20 protein-coding genes are annotated in these 18403 nt (G+C 38.5%); 10 read left to right on the top strand and 10 right to left on the bottom strand.

Annotated elements, in window-relative coordinates; genetic code table 11:
• Positions 1–204 precede the first annotated feature (204 nt).
• The 5 genes from ACN9MR_RS25120 (at position 205) to ACN9MR_RS25100 (ending at position 5769) form a co-directional block, all read left to right on the top strand.
• Positions 205–3096, top strand: a complete 2892-nt coding sequence (locus ACN9MR_RS25120; RefSeq protein WP_426327199.1) for a DEAD/DEAH box helicase — start codon at positions 205–207, stop codon at positions 3094–3096.
• A 203-nt stretch (positions 3097–3299) separates the two neighbouring features.
• Positions 3300–3617 (top strand): YgaP family membrane protein, encoded by a 318-nt coding sequence (locus tag ACN9MR_RS25115; protein WP_029278253.1) that lies wholly within the window; start codon positions 3300–3302, stop codon positions 3615–3617.
• Positions 3618–3681: 64 nt separating this feature from the next.
• Complete coding sequence (locus tag ACN9MR_RS25110; protein WP_426327198.1) at positions 3682–4464, top strand: 3-keto-disaccharide hydrolase; 783 nt, start codon at positions 3682–3684, stop codon at positions 4462–4464.
• Positions 4465–4579: 115 nt separating this feature from the next.
• Positions 4580–5161, top strand: coding sequence for a hypothetical protein (locus ACN9MR_RS25105; protein ID WP_426327197.1), 582 nt, complete (start codon positions 4580–4582; stop codon positions 5159–5161).
• Positions 5161–5769: a TMEM175 family protein gene (locus ACN9MR_RS25100; protein WP_426327196.1), complete on the top strand. Its 609-nt coding sequence runs from the start codon at positions 5161–5163 to the stop codon at positions 5767–5769. The genes ACN9MR_RS25105 and ACN9MR_RS25100 overlap by 1 nt, the downstream gene beginning before the upstream one ends.
• A gap of 209 nt (positions 5770–5978) precedes the next feature.
• On the opposite strand, the gene aat is transcribed toward ACN9MR_RS25100, so the two are convergent.
• Positions 5979–6614: a leucyl/phenylalanyl-tRNA--protein transferase gene (gene aat / locus ACN9MR_RS25095; RefSeq protein ID WP_426327195.1), complete on the bottom strand. Its 636-nt coding sequence runs from the start codon at positions 6612–6614 to the stop codon at positions 5979–5981.
• 73 nt (positions 6615–6687) lie between these two features.
• On the opposite strand from aat, the gene ACN9MR_RS25090 reads away from it, so the two are divergent.
• Positions 6688–8130 carry a DUF1800 domain-containing protein gene (locus tag ACN9MR_RS25090; RefSeq protein WP_426327194.1) on the top strand — a complete coding sequence of 481 codons (1443 nt, stop codon included), beginning with the start codon at positions 6688–6690 and terminating at the stop codon, positions 8128–8130.
• 96 nt (positions 8131–8226) lie between these two features.
• A complete protein-coding gene (locus ACN9MR_RS25085) occupies positions 8227–9426 on the top strand; it encodes a DUF1501 domain-containing protein (protein WP_029278263.1) in 1200 nt (399 codons plus the stop codon).
• Between the two features lie 179 nt (positions 9427–9605).
• Here the strand turns inward: ACN9MR_RS25085 and ACN9MR_RS25080 are convergent, their stop codons facing one another.
• On the bottom strand, positions 9606–9959 hold the full coding sequence (locus tag ACN9MR_RS25080) for a hypothetical protein (protein WP_426327193.1): 354 nt from the start codon (positions 9957–9959) through the stop codon (positions 9606–9608).
• Between the two features lie 106 nt (positions 9960–10065).
• On the opposite strand from ACN9MR_RS25080, the gene ACN9MR_RS25075 reads away from it, so the two are divergent.
• Entirely contained in the window at positions 10066–10434 is a 369-nt protein-coding gene (locus ACN9MR_RS25075; protein WP_039472680.1) for a YccF domain-containing protein, read from the top strand.
• 311 nt (positions 10435–10745) lie between these two features.
• Here ACN9MR_RS25075 and ACN9MR_RS25070 read toward each other — a convergent pair whose 3' ends face one another.
• Positions 10746–11720 (bottom strand): App1 family protein, encoded by a 975-nt coding sequence (locus ACN9MR_RS25070; protein ID WP_426327192.1) that lies wholly within the window; start codon positions 11718–11720, stop codon positions 10746–10748.
• A 57-nt stretch (positions 11721–11777) separates the two neighbouring features.
• Between ACN9MR_RS25070 and ACN9MR_RS25065 the strand changes: the two genes are divergently transcribed.
• The gene (locus ACN9MR_RS25065) at positions 11778–12665 is read left to right on the top strand and encodes a diacylglycerol/lipid kinase family protein (protein ID WP_426327191.1); all 888 of its coding nucleotides are present in this window, start codon (positions 11778–11780) and stop codon (positions 12663–12665) included.
• Here the strand turns inward: ACN9MR_RS25065 and ACN9MR_RS25060 are convergent.
• From ACN9MR_RS25060 to rbfA, 5 genes are all read right to left on the bottom strand, one after another.
• Positions 12639–13043 carry a hypothetical protein gene (locus tag ACN9MR_RS25060; protein ID WP_426327190.1) on the bottom strand — a complete coding sequence of 135 codons (405 nt, stop codon included), beginning with the start codon at positions 13041–13043 and terminating at the stop codon, positions 12639–12641. The two genes, ACN9MR_RS25065 and ACN9MR_RS25060, sit on opposite strands and share 27 nt — an antisense overlap.
• Positions 13044–13697 (bottom strand): energy transducer TonB, encoded by a 654-nt coding sequence (locus tag ACN9MR_RS25055; protein ID WP_426327189.1) that lies wholly within the window; start codon positions 13695–13697, stop codon positions 13044–13046.
• A 143-nt stretch (positions 13698–13840) separates the two neighbouring features.
• Entirely contained in the window at positions 13841–14527 is a 687-nt protein-coding gene (locus ACN9MR_RS25050; protein WP_426327188.1) for a peptidoglycan DD-metalloendopeptidase family protein, read from the bottom strand.
• A 7-nt stretch (positions 14528–14534) separates the two neighbouring features.
• Positions 14535–15164, bottom strand: coding sequence for a PAQR family membrane homeostasis protein TrhA (gene trhA / locus ACN9MR_RS25045; RefSeq protein ID WP_426327187.1), 630 nt, complete (start codon positions 15162–15164; stop codon positions 14535–14537).
• Between the two features lie 5 nt (positions 15165–15169).
• Positions 15170–15547, bottom strand: a complete 378-nt coding sequence (rbfA, locus tag ACN9MR_RS25040) for a 30S ribosome-binding factor RbfA (protein WP_029274533.1) — start codon at positions 15545–15547, stop codon at positions 15170–15172.
• A gap of 221 nt (positions 15548–15768) precedes the next feature.
• Here rbfA and ACN9MR_RS25035 point away from each other — a divergent pair, with 221 nt between their 5' ends.
• Positions 15769–16125, top strand: coding sequence for a four helix bundle protein (locus ACN9MR_RS25035; RefSeq protein ID WP_116249127.1), 357 nt, complete (start codon positions 15769–15771; stop codon positions 16123–16125).
• Positions 16126–16277: 152 nt separating this feature from the next.
• Here ACN9MR_RS25035 and hflX read toward each other — a convergent pair whose 3' ends face one another.
• Both hflX and trpC read right to left on the bottom strand, forming a co-directional pair.
• Entirely contained in the window at positions 16278–17468 is a 1191-nt protein-coding gene (gene hflX / locus ACN9MR_RS25030) for a GTPase HflX (protein WP_086548764.1), read from the bottom strand.
• A gap of 89 nt (positions 17469–17557) precedes the next feature.
• Positions 17558–18379: an indole-3-glycerol phosphate synthase TrpC gene (trpC, locus tag ACN9MR_RS25025; protein WP_426327186.1), complete on the bottom strand. Its 822-nt coding sequence runs from the start codon at positions 18377–18379 to the stop codon at positions 17558–17560.
• Positions 18380–18403 lie beyond the last annotated feature (24 nt).

Genomic DNA, 18403 nt, shown 5'->3' with positions numbered 1-18403 from the left:
ATTCTGATTTTCAGGATGCCTTCTTTGTTTTAGGCTGATTCATTTTCACTCATACAATCAAACAGTTAACCACCCTTTTAAATTCCGATAAAAAACTGATAATTTTTATCTCAAAAACCGCTACTTCTTTTTGATGTAACCTCAAAATATTGTAAGTTTAAAGTTTTTTAAGCGCTTAGCTTAGAAAAAATTTTAAACCAATCAATGTTACGTGTCGATAGTTCTAAAACCTGTAAAGTGGTGTACTCTTTGTGCAAACATGAGTACTTGGGCTATTTAATTGAACCTCACGTTGTTCAGCTCAATCCGCAAGGAGATTTTTCTTTTACTTATCAACGGATTTTTACGCATACCGCAGAAGAATTTAATGCCTGTTTAAGTGATATTGATTATAAACTGATCAAGATCTTAGATGACATTGAGCAAGACTCGCTGATTAAAAAATATTATAAAAAACTAATCAGACCAACTGAGTTTTTCACTAAAATTTTCGACAATAAATTTTATGAAAATGTCCGTCCTAAAATCGAAAAGAAACTTGCCGAAGCTTTAGAGCTTTTGAAGGTAAAAAACGAGCTTTATGTAATGGACAAAGATGGCTGGCCGGTAGAACGTAAAATCGAACTGGCTGATGAGCCTGCATCTATCCTTTTCCATTTTCGAAGGAATGAAACTGAAACGCGCTATTTTCCGACCATCAAATATCAGAATCTGCGTATCGAATTTATGTTTAAAGAAGCGCAGATCATCAGCAATAAACCTGCGTGGTTATTGCTGAATGATGTATTATACTTTTTTGATCAGGATATTGAGGGGAAAAAATTGCAGCCCTTTCTAAATAAACGTTTTATTGCCATACCCAAAACAACCGAAGCCACTTATTTTGAAAAATTTGTTGCCCCTTTAATAGAAAAACACCATGTGTATGCCGAAGGTTTCGAAATCAGAACCGAACAGTTTGAGGCAATACCGGTAATTAAAGTTTTATATGTTGATGGCGGCCTTTCTCAAATTCAGCTATATTTTAAATACGGCGAATATACCTTCCCAGTAGAGAATGCACACAAAGTAACTGTACGCTTAGAAAAAACTGCCGATAATTATATTTTCCACCGCATCAAACGTTCGGCGGAATGGGAAAAAAAGCAGTTTAATTTACTGCTGTCGTTAGGACTAAAAAAAACGAGTTCTTTATTCAGCAACCTGGAAGTAGCTTCTGCCGACGAAAATCCAAGTTACGGGGCTATAAATTGGGTAAACGAGCATATTGAAATCTTACAGGCTTCGGGTTTTGAAATTGAACAGGCCACAGGACAGAAAAAATTTGTTTTCGGTGCCAGCAAAATAGATCTTGAAGTTAAAGAAGGAAACGATTGGTTCGATATCCATGCCGTGGTATGGTTCGGAAAATACCAGATTCCTTTTCTTTCACTAAAGCAACATATTCTACACAAAAAGCGTGAGTTTTTATTGCCCGATGGCGAAGTGGCTATTATCCCGGATAAATGGTTTACGCAATACGGTAGTTTGTTCAGTTTGGCCGAGGCCGGAAAAACACTAAAATTAAAGAAACACCATATTGGCCTCATCAATGATTTGGCTGAAGATAGCCTGGCGAATGTTACGCTTGAACGCAAGTTGCAGCGATTATCAGACTTTGAGGATATTGCCGATACGCAGATGCCTGTTCATTTTAAAGGCAGTTTGCGCGATTACCAGAAAGCCGGTTATAACTGGTTCAGCTTTTTACGCGAATATAATTTCGGTGGGTGTCTGGCCGATGATATGGGTTTGGGTAAAACCATCCAAACATTGGCCATGCTGCAAAAGGTGAAGGAAGATGACCAATTGCTTGAAACGCAGACGACCTCCCTCATCATCATGCCTACCTCTTTAATTTACAACTGGTTAACGGAGGCTAAAAAGTTTACACCAAAGCTTAAAATACTGGCACATACAGGCACCAACCGAAATAAAGATGTTGCCAATTTTGCCAATTACGATATTATCATTACCACTTACGGTGTTACCAGAGTAGATGTAGATGAACTGAAAAACTTTTATTTCAACTACATTATTCTCGATGAAAGTCAGAACATTAAAAACCCGGCATCAAAATCGTTCAAAGCCGTTAGAAGCTTAAAATCTAAACATAAACTGATTCTGAGCGGTACGCCTGTAGAAAATTCAGTAAGCGATTTATGGTCGCAGTTGACCTTTTTAAACCCTGGTTTATTGGGCACTCAGGCATTCTTCTACGAAGAATATGTGCAGGCGATAGAAAAGAAAAAGGACGAAGAAAAAGCGCGCAAACTGCAATCGATTATAAAGCCTTTTGTACTCCGTAGAACGAAAGAGCAAGTAGCAGCGGAATTACCACCTAAAACGGAACAGGTAATTTATTGTGATATGAGCGAAGATCAGGCTGCCTATTACGAAAAAACAAAATCTGCCTATCGTAACGATTTATTGCAGAGCATGGACGATGGAACTTTCGCACAGAAACAGGTACAGCTTTTACAAGGGTTAACCGCCTTACGTCAACTGGCTAACCACCCTGTGATGATTGATGGTGCCTATGTTTCAGATTCCGGAAAATTCGAAAACGTAATCCATACTTTAGATAATGTACTTAAAGGCGGGCATAAGGTTTTGGTATTTTCTCAGTTTGTAAAACACCTGGATATCTTCAAAAAACATTTCGAAGCGGAGCATATTCCATTTGCTTATTTAGATGGTGCAACCCGTAACCGCGGCGAAATTGTTTCCGAGTTTCAGCAGAATACCGAACTGAAGGTCTTCTTAATCTCTATAAAAGCAGGTGGTGTAGGTTTAAACTTAACACAAGCTGATTATGTTTTTATCCTCGATCCATGGTGGAACCCGGCAGTAGAACAACAAGCCATCGACAGAACGCACCGTATCGGTCAGGATAAAAAGGTTTTCATTTACAAATTCATTGCAAAAGACACCGTTGAAGAGAAAATATTGGCCTTACAGAACCGTAAAAAATCATTGGCAAACTCCTTAATTACAACTGAAGAAAGTTTCTTTAAATCGCTGAGCAAGGACGATATACGCGATATATTGAATTAGGCATTCAATATTAACTCGTCATCTCGACTGAAACGCAGTGGAATGGAGAGATCTATCTTAATAGATTTCTCGCCTGCGTTGCACCCGATAGCTATCGGGTCCGCTCGAAATGACGATAAATCTTATGGGCCACACATTTAATTTTCTTTTCAAAACTCATTCCCTCTTAACTTGTTATACAGTAGAACATAAATTTAACCATCATGACAAATCAAGATTTTAATACCGCTGTAAACAACGTTAAGGAAGCCTGGAAGTACCCAGAATTGTTCGAAAACGTTTCAAAATCTGAGCGTTGGTTATCTGGCGCTGCAGGAACATATTTACTCTTTAAAGGTATCACCAGTATTTTTTCGCATCCGGTAATTGGTTTAACCGGTGCAGCAATTGGTGCTGGATTACTGTATCGCGGCATAACGGGTTATTGCCCAATGCGCGATTTGGCAGAACAGCGTAAAGAAGACATTGCCCCTGACGAAGTAATTATAAGTGAAACCTATGTTGTTGACGATTTGGGGTAAAATTTTAAATACGAAATTTCCTTTTCTTAATAAACTGGTTAACTTTAAAAGTTAAACCACAATCATGAACAAGTACACACTATTATTTATTCCTGCACTTTTTGCAGGGCAAGCTATGGCACAAGATAAAAAACCAGATCCTGCCAAAGACCCAAAAACAACTGAGGTTTGGGAGCCTGTTCCTAAAATTGTTACACCAGGCAAATTGCCTCAGGATGCACCATCTGATGCTACCATTCTTTTCAACGGCAGAAATTTAGATGCATGGCATTCGGTTAAAGATCCGTCTAAACCAGCTGCATGGACTATCGACGATGGTTTTTTCACGGTAAAAAAAGGCACTGGTAATATCGAAACCAATAAAAAGTTTACCGATTACCAATTGCACATGGAATGGAAAATCCCTGAAAACATAACTGGCGAAGGTCAGGCACGTGGGAACAGTGGCGTGTTTTTAGCATCAACAGGTGGCGGTGATGATGGTTACGAAATCCAGATTATGGATGCATACAACAACAAAACCTATGTTAACGGACAAACGGGTAGTGTTTATAAACAAGCGATTCCATTAGCTAATGCCAACAAAAAACCAGGCGAGTGGCAATACTACGATATCATCTGGAACGCGCCACGTTTTAATGAAGATGGAACAGTACAAAAACCAGCAAGTGTTACCGTATTTTTAAATGGAGTGCTTTTACAGAATGGATTTGTATTAAAAGGGGAAACCAGATATATCGGTGCACCAGAATATAAAAAACATGGCCCGGCTTCAATTAAATTACAAGATCACGGTGATCCAAGTCCTGCTATCAGCTACAGGAACATCTGGGTAAGAGAATTATAATTTCAACAAAACAACAATAAGAAACCTGCAGATCAAAAGTTTGCGGGTTTTGTTTTTATAAATAAATTAACAGATAATTGTAGTCAAACTAAATACGATTTAACGCCTTCAAAAAATGAAAAGAAATTTGCTTTATGTGATTACATTATTGTTTCTGTTTTCTTGCAAACCTCCGGAAAAGGGTTTAATACAAATTGTATTAAAAAAAGCAGATGATGGCTTTATTGATGTGATGTTAAATATTGTGGGCAAAAAAGAAACGGATTCTACTGTAATTTTTAAAGCACAAGGACTAGACAATACCGATACAGTTGGCCTCGAAATTTCATTGAAAAAAAACATTAAAGCTGGCATTGTCAATGGAGATATGAAAAACACATTTTTATCTAATGGAATTTCATTTCGATCCTTAGGTAACGAGAGTGATAGATTCTTAACTTCACTTGCATCTCTATATAACTTGAAATCAAATAGTAAAATGCGTACCGATAAGATGATTTTTGAGGTAGCAAACTTAAATGAAACAGATGTAGATTATAATTCTGGGCAATATCGATTTAAAGCATTTCTACAGACAGATACGGATGTTCCTGAACTTTTTATAAATTTCGACTTCACCAATCAGCTTATAGCTTTAAACGAAAAAGATTCAGAATATAGAGCAGGTGTAATTAGCTACCTAACAAAAAAACAATAATGAACAAAGGCAGATTAGAAGCATTTAGTGATGGAGTAATTGCAATTATCATCACCATTATGGTTTTAGAAATTAAAGTTCCTGAGCATGGCGAAACTTTAGCAAGCTTAAAACCGCTTATTCCAAAATTCATCAGTTATGTTTTAAGTTTTATCTACGTAGGTATTTACTGGAACAATCACCACCATTTACTGCATGCGGTTAAAAAAGTAAACGGATCAATGCTTTGGGCAAATCTTAATTTTTTATTCTGGCTCTCGTTATTCCCGGTAGCAGCCGGATGGATGGGTGAACACCATTTTGCCTTATGGCCGGTTATAGTGTATGGTGCTGTGCTCCTCCTTGCCGCTGTTTCCTACACCCTGTTAGTAATCGTCATCAAAAGAACAGAAGGTCAGCATTCACTTGTGGTACATGCTATTGGGAATGATGCAAAAGGGAAATTCTCATTACTTTTTTATATCGGAGGCATTGCACTAAGTTTTATAAACCCATGGATTGGCGTTGCACTCTATTTCATTGTAGCCTGCATCTGGTTTATTCCAGATAAACGGATAGAAAATGCAATGCGCGAACAGGGTTTAATTGACGGGAATAGCGGACAATAACATTAATGCTGACTTAGATTTACAAAAGCCACCAAAAATTAATCTCTTAGGCATAAATGCTTCAACAATAATTTTAATGCCAGTCCTGGCCACCTAGCCCCGATTGCAGTGAACATCCCGATCCTTTCATCGGGATAAAACGTAAAGCGGGAAGAAACCTGAATAGTTGTACTCAAATGCGCTCCAAATAAACCTCAAACGCAAGGATATTAGTAAGGAGCCTGAAGCAGTTCCATATACAATTCCCGATCGATCATTTCAGCGCCTAAACTCATTAAATGATCGTTCGGCAACTGACAGTCAATTAAATCTATATTCATTTTGCTTAAAAAAATCAATGCTGCTTTTGAGGCATTGCTTACATGGCTAAACATACTTTCGCCACAAAAAACACGGTTTACTTTTAGACCATATAAGCCCCCCACCAGCCGATCAGCCAACCAAACCTCTACACTGTGTGCATAACCCTGTTGATGAAGGTTAATGTAAGCATCTTGCATTTCGTTGGTAATCCAGGTACCATCCTGTCCTTTCCTTTCTGTAGTTGCGCAATTGCGGATCACTTCGGCAAAAGCCTGATTAAAGGTGATTTTGAAAACTTTCTGGTTTAAAATTTTCTGCATGCTTTTACTGATCTTAATTTTATCGGGATAAATCACACAGCGTTCGTGTGGCGAATACCAGAGGATGGGTTCGCCTTCGCTAAACCATGGGAAAATCCCATTCGAATAAGCGATTAATAACCGCTCCGTACTTAAATCGCCCCCAATGGCCAATAAACCATCCTCTTCTGCTAAAGCCGGATCTGGAAAGCCTGGATCATCATCTAGTAACTGAAAAAACATTAACAAAAATAAGAAAGAAAACAAAGATTAAACCCTGGCGTTTTAAATAAGTCATACTGTAAAACAGTCCATTATGAGCGCAAAAGATAATTTCTTAAAAGTAAAACATCTTTACAACCGGGCAGGCTTCGGGGTTTCTTATACCGACTTACAAAAATTAAGCAAAAAAAATCTCGATAAAGTGGTAGATAACATGCTTAAAGATTCCCAAAAAGACGATCCAATCAATTTAGTGAATGATTTTGAATCAAAACGACAGCTTTTGGTGCAGGCAGGTTTATATGCTAAAAAAGATCTGAATGATGATGAAAAAAAAATGCGTCAGCAAATTATACGCGAGCAAAACGAAGTAAGCCGCGACCTGAATATTGCCTTCATTACCAGGATGATAAACACAGATGCTCCATTGAGGGAAAAGATGACGCTTTTTTGGCATGGCCATTTTGCTTGCCGCAGCAACAACCCGTTTTTTGCACAACAGTTAAATAATATTCAAAGAACAAATGCCCTCGGCAGCTTTAAAACTTTATTGGTTGAAGTTTCCAAGTCGCCTGCAATGCTGCAATACCTGAATAACCAGCAGAACAGAAAAGGTAAGCCAAATGAGAACTTCGCGCGTGAACTCATGGAACTTTTCACTTTGGGAAGAGGAAATTATACCGAGCAGGACATTAAAGAATCTGCCCGCGCATTTACCGGCTGGATGTACGACAAAGATGGTTCGTTCATTTTCAGACAAAACCTGCACGATCCCGGAACAAAAACCTTTTTCGGTAAAATCGGGAATTTTGAAGGCGAAAACATTATCGATATTATTCTAGAAAAACCAGAAACTGCACAGTTTATCGCCAGGAAAGTATATAAATTCTTCGTAAACGATAACCCGAACGAGGATCATATTAAAGAACTTGCCACACATTTTTACAACTCGAAATACGACATTGCCTCGATGATGAAAAAAATGTTTACATCTGAGTGGTTCTATAGCCCTGAAAATGTAGGCACAAAAATTAAATCACCCACTGAATTTTTGGTAGGCTTAAGTCGCGAGTTTTATGTTACCTATAACAAACCACAGGTTTTAATTCAGCTACAAAGCAGTTTAGGACAATATTTATTTAACCCACCTAATGTTGCAGGTTGGCCTGGCGGACAAAGTTGGATTGATAGTTCATCGTTAATGTTAAGGATGCGGATTCCTTCGCTTGTTTTAAATGATGGTGAAATCGATTTCAGTGGCAAAGCCGATCCGGAAGATGAAGCCGTAATTGCGTTAAGCAGAACAGCTACCACCAATGCAAACGCCAACATGAAACCAAAATCGTACATAAACGCAAATGCAGACTGGCCTAAATTTTTAGATACTTTACCAAAAGGATTAACGCCTTTAGCGCTAACCGAGTTTTTATTGCAACCGAAATTAAACGCCAAAATTACAGCAATGGTAAGCGATAATAAAGGATTGCGGAGTACAGCAGTTGAAATTACCAGCATGCCCGAGTATCAGCTGTGCTAGAGAACAGTTAATAGTCAATGGTCAATAGCCGATTAGCTAAGCACCCAAGCCATAAACCATTGATCATAAAACCATTGACCATCAAAGACTAACAAGATGAACAGAAGAAATTTTTTAAGAAATACAGGATTTGTTGCAGCAGGTTCACTATTTGTTCCTGCTTTTATGAAACCGCTTGAGGCCATGGCGCTTGATGAGCTGAGCCTATACAAAAACTTGGTTGTGGTACAGCTTTCTGGTGGAAATGACGGCTTAAACACCGTTATTCCCTTTGGAAACGATATTTATTACCAAAAAAGAAAAAGTATAGCCATTAAGCCTGAAGAGGTAATTAAGTTGAACGACATGCAAGGGCTAAACCCTAACATGGCCGCCTTACAAGAAATTTATGATCAAGGCTGGATGACTATCATTAACGATGTGGGCTACCCTAACCCCGACCGCTCGCATTTCCGTTCGATGGATATCTGGCAAACGGGTAGCGATAGCAATCAGTTCTTATCAACCGGATGGATTGGCCGTTATTTAGATAGCAATTGCCAAACCTGCAAATTCCCTTACACCGCGATAGAAGTTGACGACTCACTTTCTCTGGCCATGAAAGGGCAAACCAAAAAAGGAATTGCATTAAAAGATCCTGCAGCTTTGTTCCGTAATACGAACGATCCGTTTTTTAAGGCCATGTTGCAGAATGATAAGGAACATTTAGACGAAGACAATTTAGGCTATTTGTATAAAACGATGATCGAAACTTCATCCTCTGCCAGTTATATACAGAATACCTCCAAAATTTATCAGTCGAAATCTACTTATCCTACCTCGGGTTTTGCAAACCAATTGAAAACGGTTTCTAAATTTATTTCTTCGGGATTAAAAACAAGGGTTTATTATGTATCGTTAAGTGGTTTTGATACTCACGTAAATCAAATTGGACAACAGGGAAATCTGCTTAAACAATATAGTGAGGGCATGGCTGCTTTCTTAAAGGATCTAAAATCGAACAATAAGCTTGAAGATACCTTGGTGATTACCTTCTCCGAATTTGGCCGCAGGGTAGAACAAAATGCCAGTAACGGCACCGACCACGGAACGGCAAATAATATGTTTGTTTTTGGCGGAAAATTAAAGAAACAAGGGATTTTTAATGCTGCACCAAACCTAAGTGATCTGGATACCGGCGACTTAAAATATCAACTGGATTTCAGACAGGTTTACGGTACGATTTTAGATAAATGGCTGGATGTAAATAATGCTGATATCCTGAATAAAAAATTTAATACGCTCGACTTTATATAAGTTGAGCACTAAAAAGAAGAAGCTGTCTTATACGAATCTGTCACGTTGAGCTTCCCGAAGAATCGGAACAAGTAGTCGAAACGCCTTGCTCTACATTTAGTAAGTCCTTCGACAGGCGCAGGATGACAAATTGATATTAATGATATAGCTTCTTCTTATTTTGCATCAAAACTAAATCTTTACTTCCTTTTCAGCACATATACTGGCCGGTTTGATGACTGGTCTACCTGCTCTGTATAAACACTAAACAACTCGTAGCCATAGGCTTTCATTTTGTTCACGGCATCAATTGCTGAATTAAATTCGATTTTTTTATCATTATCATCTCTGATGTACAGTTCGCTATAATCGCCTACCTTTTGGCCATGCTCCAGCGCAATCCATTGTTTATCTGCTAAAAAACTTTTTACTGCACGGATCTGGATATAATCCACATGGATATCGGTTAATTTTACGCCATTTACATTTTGGGCTTTGGCACGCGACAGCCCAAAGCAAGCGACGAATGTCGCTGCAAGAATTAATTTTTTCATGTTGTGTTTCTTTTGTGTGTGATTCTAAATTACGAAGAATATAAGCACAATGCATTAGCGAACTGTAACAAAATACCCATTATTAAATCTTAAACTAAAAAACATAATGAACTTTTTAGGCAATATTATCTGGATTATTTTTGGCGGTATCTTTATTTTCTTCGAATATATTATTGGAGGTCTAATCCTTTGTCTAACCATTGTGGGGATTCCTTTTGGTATCCAATGTTTTAAGTTCGCTATTGTGGGCCTTGCTCCTTTTGGCGTTAAAATAACTGATACTTCATCAAATACAGGTTGCCTTTCTACCATCATGAACCTGATCTGGATTTTTTGTGGCGGTTTCTGGATTGCTTTAACGCATTTGTTTTTTGGTATCCTGCTTTGCATTACCATTGTAGGTATACCATTTGGGCGCCAACATTTTAAGCTGATGAATTTAGCCTTTACGCCGTTCGGAAAATCGATTTCTTGATTTGGATAAATCTTTGTAGTTCCATCATTTCGACCGTAGTGTTCCAAAGGAACTCCTACGGAGGAGAAATCTGTGATTTTTTTTTTGAAAAGCAGGGTTCAGTATTTATCGGATCCGACAGTCCTGCCATCCGCTTTACCTCTCTGCATTCGGTGCCCGCTCCTGTCAGGTTTATTGAACTGGGGCCTGTTTCCATTAGCGAAAAACACTGTACCTAGCCCCGATTGAATGGATGCCCACGATACTTCATCGGGGCAGGAAGGAAAGCGGGACAGTTGAACCCGATGAGCACACCCTTTGCGCTCCAAAAACTACTGGATCAATCCTATTGATTTAGAATGTTCAATTGCTTCCTCGCTATTAATAAACAAACACGCCCTCACCCCTTTATCTTCAATTTTTTTAAGCAATTCCCTCGTTTCTATTTCTTTTTCAGGACGAATATTACGGATGTATACCGCTTCGATATTTTTTGGATACTTCTCCACTATTGTGGAATAAATTTCGGGATCATGCTGGGAGTTGTCGCCAAAGAAAACAAACTTCTGGTTGGGAAAAGCATCTAAAATTCGCATTACCCTCAATAATTTCCCTTCATGTCCTGTTTTACCTGTTCTGACTAAATCTTTCCACCGTTTTAATGTATTTAAAAGAAAGGCACCGTCAGGCAACTTGTTAAACCTAAAAGTCTCGACCAAATAATCATAAAGGTTCCATTCACTGCTGCTTACATAAAAAAAAGGATTGGGCTGGTTTGCTTCAGTATGCGACATGGCCAATTGCTGATAATGGCTAGCTGCGTCAGGAAAGGTTTTACGCGTATGCGGATTCTTGATAAACAGCTCTCTCAATCGCCGTCCAATAGTTGCCGAATGAGAAATCATTACCGTATCATCCACATCCGAAATAAAGGCATATTGCGTAATGTGCGGTACATATACCTGACCCTCGCCCGCACTTAAAACTTTCCCGTTTTTATCAACAGCTTCTACTTTAACAAAGTGCCAGCCTGCAGGCACATCATGTTCGGCTTTCCATTCGAACTTAAAAAAGCCATCCCCTTCGGTTTTATTGTAAATCGTTTGATCAAAAAACTGCAAACGCACCTCAACAAAGGCAAAAGGTTTTAAGATGAAGAGCTTTAAAAGGTGTGCGATATTAACAAACAAATTATTACTGTAAACCTGCCGTGTTTTTGCCTTTCGTTTAAAAACATGGCCATAAACAACCAAATTGTGTGCGTGGCCATAGCCATGATATACCTTAACACTAACAGATTTATTCATCTGTATTAAAACAGAGTTTATTAAAAGTTGTTTGTGATGTAAACCATAAGGTAACACATGAAATTATTATTCATTATCAACCCAGGCTCAGGCAGTCATGACATTAACTTAAAGGAAGTAATTTCTACCCATTTCGATACAAAAAAAACAGCGATCGATCTTTTCGAATTACCACAAAACTGCTCTTTAGAGCAGATAAAAGAAAGGATTAAAAGTGCAAAGGCTGATCGTGTGGTGGCCGTTGGTGGCGATGGCACCTTAAAACTGGTTGCCGAATGTCTGTTGCATACCGAAACCCCTATTGGCATAATCCCTGCCGGTTCTGCAAATGGAATGGCGAAAGAATTAGGTATTCCAACTGATATTGCACTGGCTTTAGCCATACTGGATAAAGGTAAGCTCCAGAAGATCCATGTAGTCAAACTTAATAATGAAATCTGCATCCATTTATCCGATTTAGGTTTTAATGCTTACCTGGTAAAGAAATTTGACGCCCTGCCCCAGCGGGGGATGTGGGGTTATGCAAGAGCTACCTGGCATGCCTTATGGAACCATAGCAGAATGGAAGTACAACTGAAACTTAAAAACGAAACAATCACTTCCAAAGCGGCAATGGTGGCTATTGCGAATGCAACCATGTACGGCTCTGGATTAAAGATAAACCCAGACGGAAAATTAGACGACGATCTGTTTGAAGTAGTTTTGGTAAAAGATTACTCCTACCTTGAAATCTTAAAAATATGGATCACCAAATTGCCTTTCAACCCTAAAAAAATAGAAGTATTTCAAACTGCTGAGGTTAAGATTTCTTCGAAGCACAAAGCACACTTCCAGGTTGATGGAGAATACATTGGCAGGGTGAATACCGTTGAAGCAAAAATTCTGCCTGCCGCCATAACAGTGGTTTTACCTGAGGTATCAGACCCGATAGCTACTGGGCGATGAGCGGTGAATTTTAATGGTAAAATATAATCTGAAAAATTCGGCGATAAAACAGATGCGGAATAAAATATCAAACCACCGTTCGCCAAGGTTTAACACTTCTGGTAAATAAGTAATAAAACCGATAGAAAATATCCATACCACCAAACGGAAAGGAAACTGAATATAATAGGTAATAAAGCCGAATTTCTTAAATAAAATTAAACCTGCTGCTGATACAAAAAGCGATACAAATAAGGGCAACAATAAAACAACCTTGGCCTGCGAAAGTACCTGATCGGGGATTTCGTCCAGGTGTGTTAAAATCTGCCAAAACTGTTTAGCAAGCAATATGATACTGATAATATCCAATAAGGCAAAAAATCTGCTGGTGTTCTTCATTTACTTACAATACTTTGCTAAATAATCATCAGCCATTTTACTCCCCATATATTTAACAAATAAAAAATCCTCACAGGCACCTTGTTTATCGCCCTGTTTTATTTTCTTTAGGCCCATTTTTATCCGGTCATCCAAATATTCATCATCAATGCCCAACTGGTTTTTAATGGCAATAATCTGAACCTCTTGTCCGGGTTTTGCCTGGTCGATGTTTTTATAGAAATTAATTACAGAATTGGTTAAACCTTCTTCAGCCAGATAAGTACGGATTGCTTCTTGAATGGCCTCATTTGATTTTCCTTCGCAATTATAGCCCGAAAGTTTGAAATTAACCGGCGCAACAATAGAAACCGTTGTATCGTATCCTGCCGGAACTTGCCATTTACCGCTGCTTAAACGCACCAGGCGCAGGGCTTCTTCATCGAGATCAGATAATATCCCTTTAGTCACTTTCGAAAAATAAACCTTCCCTTGTGCATCAAGTTTAAAGCTCACATTTACCGTACCCTGAATACAATTATCTTTAGAGAACTGCGGATAAATGGTGTTTTCCCTTAAGAAGTTTGTAAAACCACTTTTACCCGATTTAAACTGAACCTGGGCCATGGCCAACGAACAGCAGAAAAGCAAAGAAAGGGTGAGCAGGTTTTTCATGATACTAATTTACGGTTTATTCAGGTTTAACCGCAGAGAACGCAAAGTTTTTCGCAGAGAACAGAGGAGTTGTTTTGCCACGGAAGCACAGAATCACGGAAAAACTACGGCTAAACTTTGCGCATTCCTTATTTTCTTTGCGGTTAAAAGAATGTGGCCTTCAAAATCAAATTCGGGTCGGGGCAGTTTGCCAGATATTTTTCTCGTTCACTAAACCTGCAAACGCCTGGGTAATCGCCTTTTAATCCTTCCATATTTTCGATCAATTGAAAATGAAGGTGTGGCGGCCAGTAACCGTTCTCTTCTTTTGAGCCTAAAGCTGCAATTTTGGCCCCTGTAGGAATAAATTTATCCTCTTCAAGGCCATTTAACGAGGCCAGACTTAAATGCCCGTATAAGGCATTAAATTTAAAACCAGTTATTTCATAAGCGAGGATAATGGTTGCGCCGTAATCGCCAAAGTTGTTGTTATTGGCAAAGCTTTGCACAGTGGCATCATAAAAATTGTAGATTGGTGTTCCTACCGGCCCCCAGATATCTACACCTAAATGTAACCTGCGGGCTTCTTCTCCGGCATCAAAATGCGCACTTCGAGAATATATGGTACGATGTTCACCATAGCCACCAATTCCATAACGGGCATTATTATTAATTAATTTTCCATTTACCCAGGCAGAAAATAAATCAGTATTATCCAGAATTTCATCCGTTAATTCAGTATTTGCTGCTGTAAAATCTAAAGGTAAAAGCTGATCCCGTTCTACATCAAAATCAACCACCTTATGGATCAATGATGTATTTGTTTGAATAATCTGCTCAAAAGTTTGCATCTATAATCTATTTAAAAATATAAATGAAGTTATAAACATAGTGAGATAAGGCTCCTCCGATTACAAACAGGTGCCAAAGTTCGTGACTGTGCATCCACCTGAACATCTGTTTATCCTTTGCATAATAATAGGTTCCGGCAATGTAAAAAACGCCACCAAACAGTAACCAGCAAATTGCGCCAAAAGGTAATGTGCCTAGCATTTTCTGCAGCAAAGGCACAATCAAACAGCCCATTAAAATATAAATAGACAGCGAAATAGCGGTGCTTTTTAACCGGTTAAAGATTTTAAGCAGGCAGCCAACAATGGCGATAATCCATACAATGGCAAACAAACTCCAACGTAACCAACCATCAAAAACCAGCAAAGCAGTTGGTGTATAAGAACCTGCTATCATCAGATAAATGCAGCAATGATCGAATTTTTGCCAGAAACGCACGCCATAATCAGTAGCCGGATAACCATGATACATGGCACTTACGCCAAAAAGGATAAAAGTGCCAATGCTATAAATCCAGGCAGCAGTATATTCAATAGGTGTATTGCATTTTTGGAGCAATATATAAGCAGCCGGAATTGCAATTAATGCCGGTATAAAATGAGTGAAGAAATTAACGGGTTCCCTTAGCTTCCTCACAAAGATTATTCGCTGTCTTCGTCTTTTTGCCTAGGCTCTTTTGCAATCTTATCGAAAAGATGGTCCATACGCTCTACATACTCGTTTGTATCATCTACAAAGAAAGTAAGCTCTGGCACTACCCTAACCTGATGGCGGATTCTGCTTCCCAGTTTATACCTGATTTCGCCTGAATGTGCATTAACTGTATTGATAGAAAGCGTGGTGTTATTGGTATTAAAAAAGCTCAGGTAAACTTTAGCCACTGCCAAATCTGGCGAAACCCGAACACGGGTGATGGTTACCAATGTATTAGGCAAAAATGCAGCACCTTCACGCTGAAAAACCTGTGCTAACTCCTCTTGTAATACTCCTGCAAATTTCTGCTGACGTTTACTTTCCATAATGTTATAATTATCAATTACCAATAATCAATTATCAGACCATGCAGGGCCTAAAATTAAATTGATAAGGTTTTAAAATCATCAATCCAATAGTCAATTATCAGACCATAACTAATCTGCTAATATTAAATGGGAAAGACAATAAAATTTAAAAACGAATTATTAAACTGCTAGCCAGTTGCTAGCCTTTAGTTTTTTGTAAAAATACTTATATTTAATTAATGAACAACGGAACAAATTTTAATCTTGAAGAAAGAACTTTTCTATTTGCTCAATCTGTTAGGTCATATTGTAAAAAGGTTACACATAGCATTATCAATATTCAAGATATTAAGCAGGTTGTTCGATCTTCTGGCTCCGTTTCTGCAAATTATATCGAAGCCAATGAATCGTTAAGCAAAGCTGATTTTATTTATCGGATAAAAGTCTGCCGAAAAGAAGCTAAAGAAACTAAACTTTGGCTTAATCTGATCGACATTGATGATAAAAAAGAACTGGAACCAACAAAGATAATTCTCGTAAGTGAAGCCAATCAACTCATGCTAATCTTTAATGCAATAATTAAAAAATCGCAATAGCCAGAAACCAATGGTCAAATCACAATAACCAAATTACAATCGAAAAAGACAATTTTGGTTATTTATATACCGATCTTTCTAAGCTCATCGCTACGGTTTGATCATTGAAAATTGGTGATTGATTATTAATCTACCGGTTTTTTTCCTAACGATTAATACAAGAGGTTACTATCATACGGGTATCTGGCCACATGCGCAGCTTTAACCTTATCGTACAATAATGTTTTAAACTCTTCTAAGTTTTCTTTTTCTGTAGCCGATATAAACAATACAGGTACTTTATCGTGGCTCATCCAGCTTTTCTTAAAGTCTTCTAAAGTAAGCTTGCCATCATCCTCTTCATCATCAACCTCAGGCGAAACATAAGCATCAATTTTATTAAAAACTAAAATCATGTCTTTATCAATCGCGCCAATATCTTTCAAGGTTTCGTTAACGGTATTAATCTGATCTTCGAAATTAGGATGTGAAACATCAACCACGTGGATCAACAGATCAGCTTCCCGTACTTCATCTAAAGTAGATTTAAAACATTCTACCAAATGGTGAGGTAGCTTGCGGATAAACCCAACGGTATCAGAAAGCAAGAAAGGCAAATTCTCGATCACCACTTTACGAACTGTTGTATCTAAAGTTGCAAACAATTTATTTTCTGCAAATACTTCCGATTTCGATAACATATTCATGATGGTCGATTTACCCACATTGGTGTAGCCCACCAAAGCTACCCGAATTAACTGACCACGGTTTTTGCGCTGTGTTTCGTTCTGCCGGTCTATATTTCTTAAACGCTCTTTTAGCAAAGAGATTTTATTTAAAATAATACGTCTATCACTTTCAATCTGCGTCTCACCCGGACCACGCATCCCAATACCACCTTTCTGGCGCTCTAAGTGCGTCCACATACCGGTTAGGCGTGGCAAAACATATTGTAATTGTGCCAGTTCTACCTGTGTTTTTGCCTGTGCAGTTTGGGCTCTGTTGGCAAAAATATCCAGGATTAGATTGCTTCTATCTAAAACCTTAACTCCAAGTTCACGATCGATGTTACGTAGTTGCGACGGCGATAATTCATCGTCGAAAACCACCACATCAATTTCTTCTGATTTTACATAAGCTTTAATCTCTTCCAGTTTTCCGGTGCCCACAAATGTAGCACGCTCTGGCTTAAGCATTTTCTGTGTAAAAACCTTCTCTACCTTCCCTCCCGCAGTATCTACCAAAAAGGCCAGCTCATCTAAATATTCTTTTGTTTGGGCTTCTTTTTCGCCAGGTGTAACCACTCCAACTAAAATCGCCCGCTCCTGCACAATGGCAGTATCATAAAATTTTTGTTTTCCCATGTATTTGAGGCAAATATACGAAATTTGCGAACGTGTAAATCTTTTGTTCAAACCTTATAGGGCTTTAATACCTATAAGGTTTATAGAGACTATATCTGCCCTACAAATTCCTTTATTGCAACACCCGGATTATCAGTCTTCATAAAATTCTCGCCAATTAAAAATCCGTTAAAGCCTGCGGCCTTTAGATCTTTAATCGTTTGTGGATTACTGATTGCACTTTCCGAAATTTTTAAAAATTCGACCGGGATTTTATTTACCAAATCGAACGAGGTTTGGATATCTACTGTAAAATCGCCCAGGTTTCTGTTGTTTACCCCAATAGCATCCAGATTCGGGCAGATGCTCCGCTCCAACTCTTCCAGGTTGTGCACTTCTAACAACACATTTAAACCTAAGTCTTTTGCAAACCTTCCGAAATCGTTGATCTGCTGAGGGGTTAATATTGAGGCAATCAACAAAATAATATCAGCACCCCAGGCTTTCGCTTCCAGGATCTGATACTCATCGATCATAAAATCTTTTCTCAAGATCGGAATATGGTTTGCCGCTCTTGCTGCCAGAATATCGTCGGTTTTACCGCCAAAGAAATCTACATCCGTTAATACCGAAAGTGCGGATGCACCTGCCGCATTATAAGCCTGCGTTACCTCAGCAACATCGGCAATGCCATTAATTAACCCTTTTGACGGCGAACGGCGCTTAAACTCAGCAATAATACCGGTACGGTCTTCGGCCAATAGAAACTCCTTAAAAGAATAAGGTGTTCTCTTAAAATGCAATGAATTTTCTAAATCCTGTACAGAAACCAAAGCTTTGGCAGCCGCAACTTCTTCTTTTTTACGTAATACGATTTTATCTAATATAGACCCCCCACCCCCTAAAGGGGGCTTTTCAGCGCTATCGTTCATGCTACTTATAATTAAGTTAAATCT

It is taken from the genome of Pedobacter sp. R-06 (genome assembly GCF_049913135.1).
Classification (GTDB): Bacteria; Bacteroidota; Bacteroidia; order Sphingobacteriales; family Sphingobacteriaceae; genus Pedobacter.
Note: the sequence above shows the minus strand (reverse complement) of the source record. Positions and strands in the feature narration are given on the sequence as shown.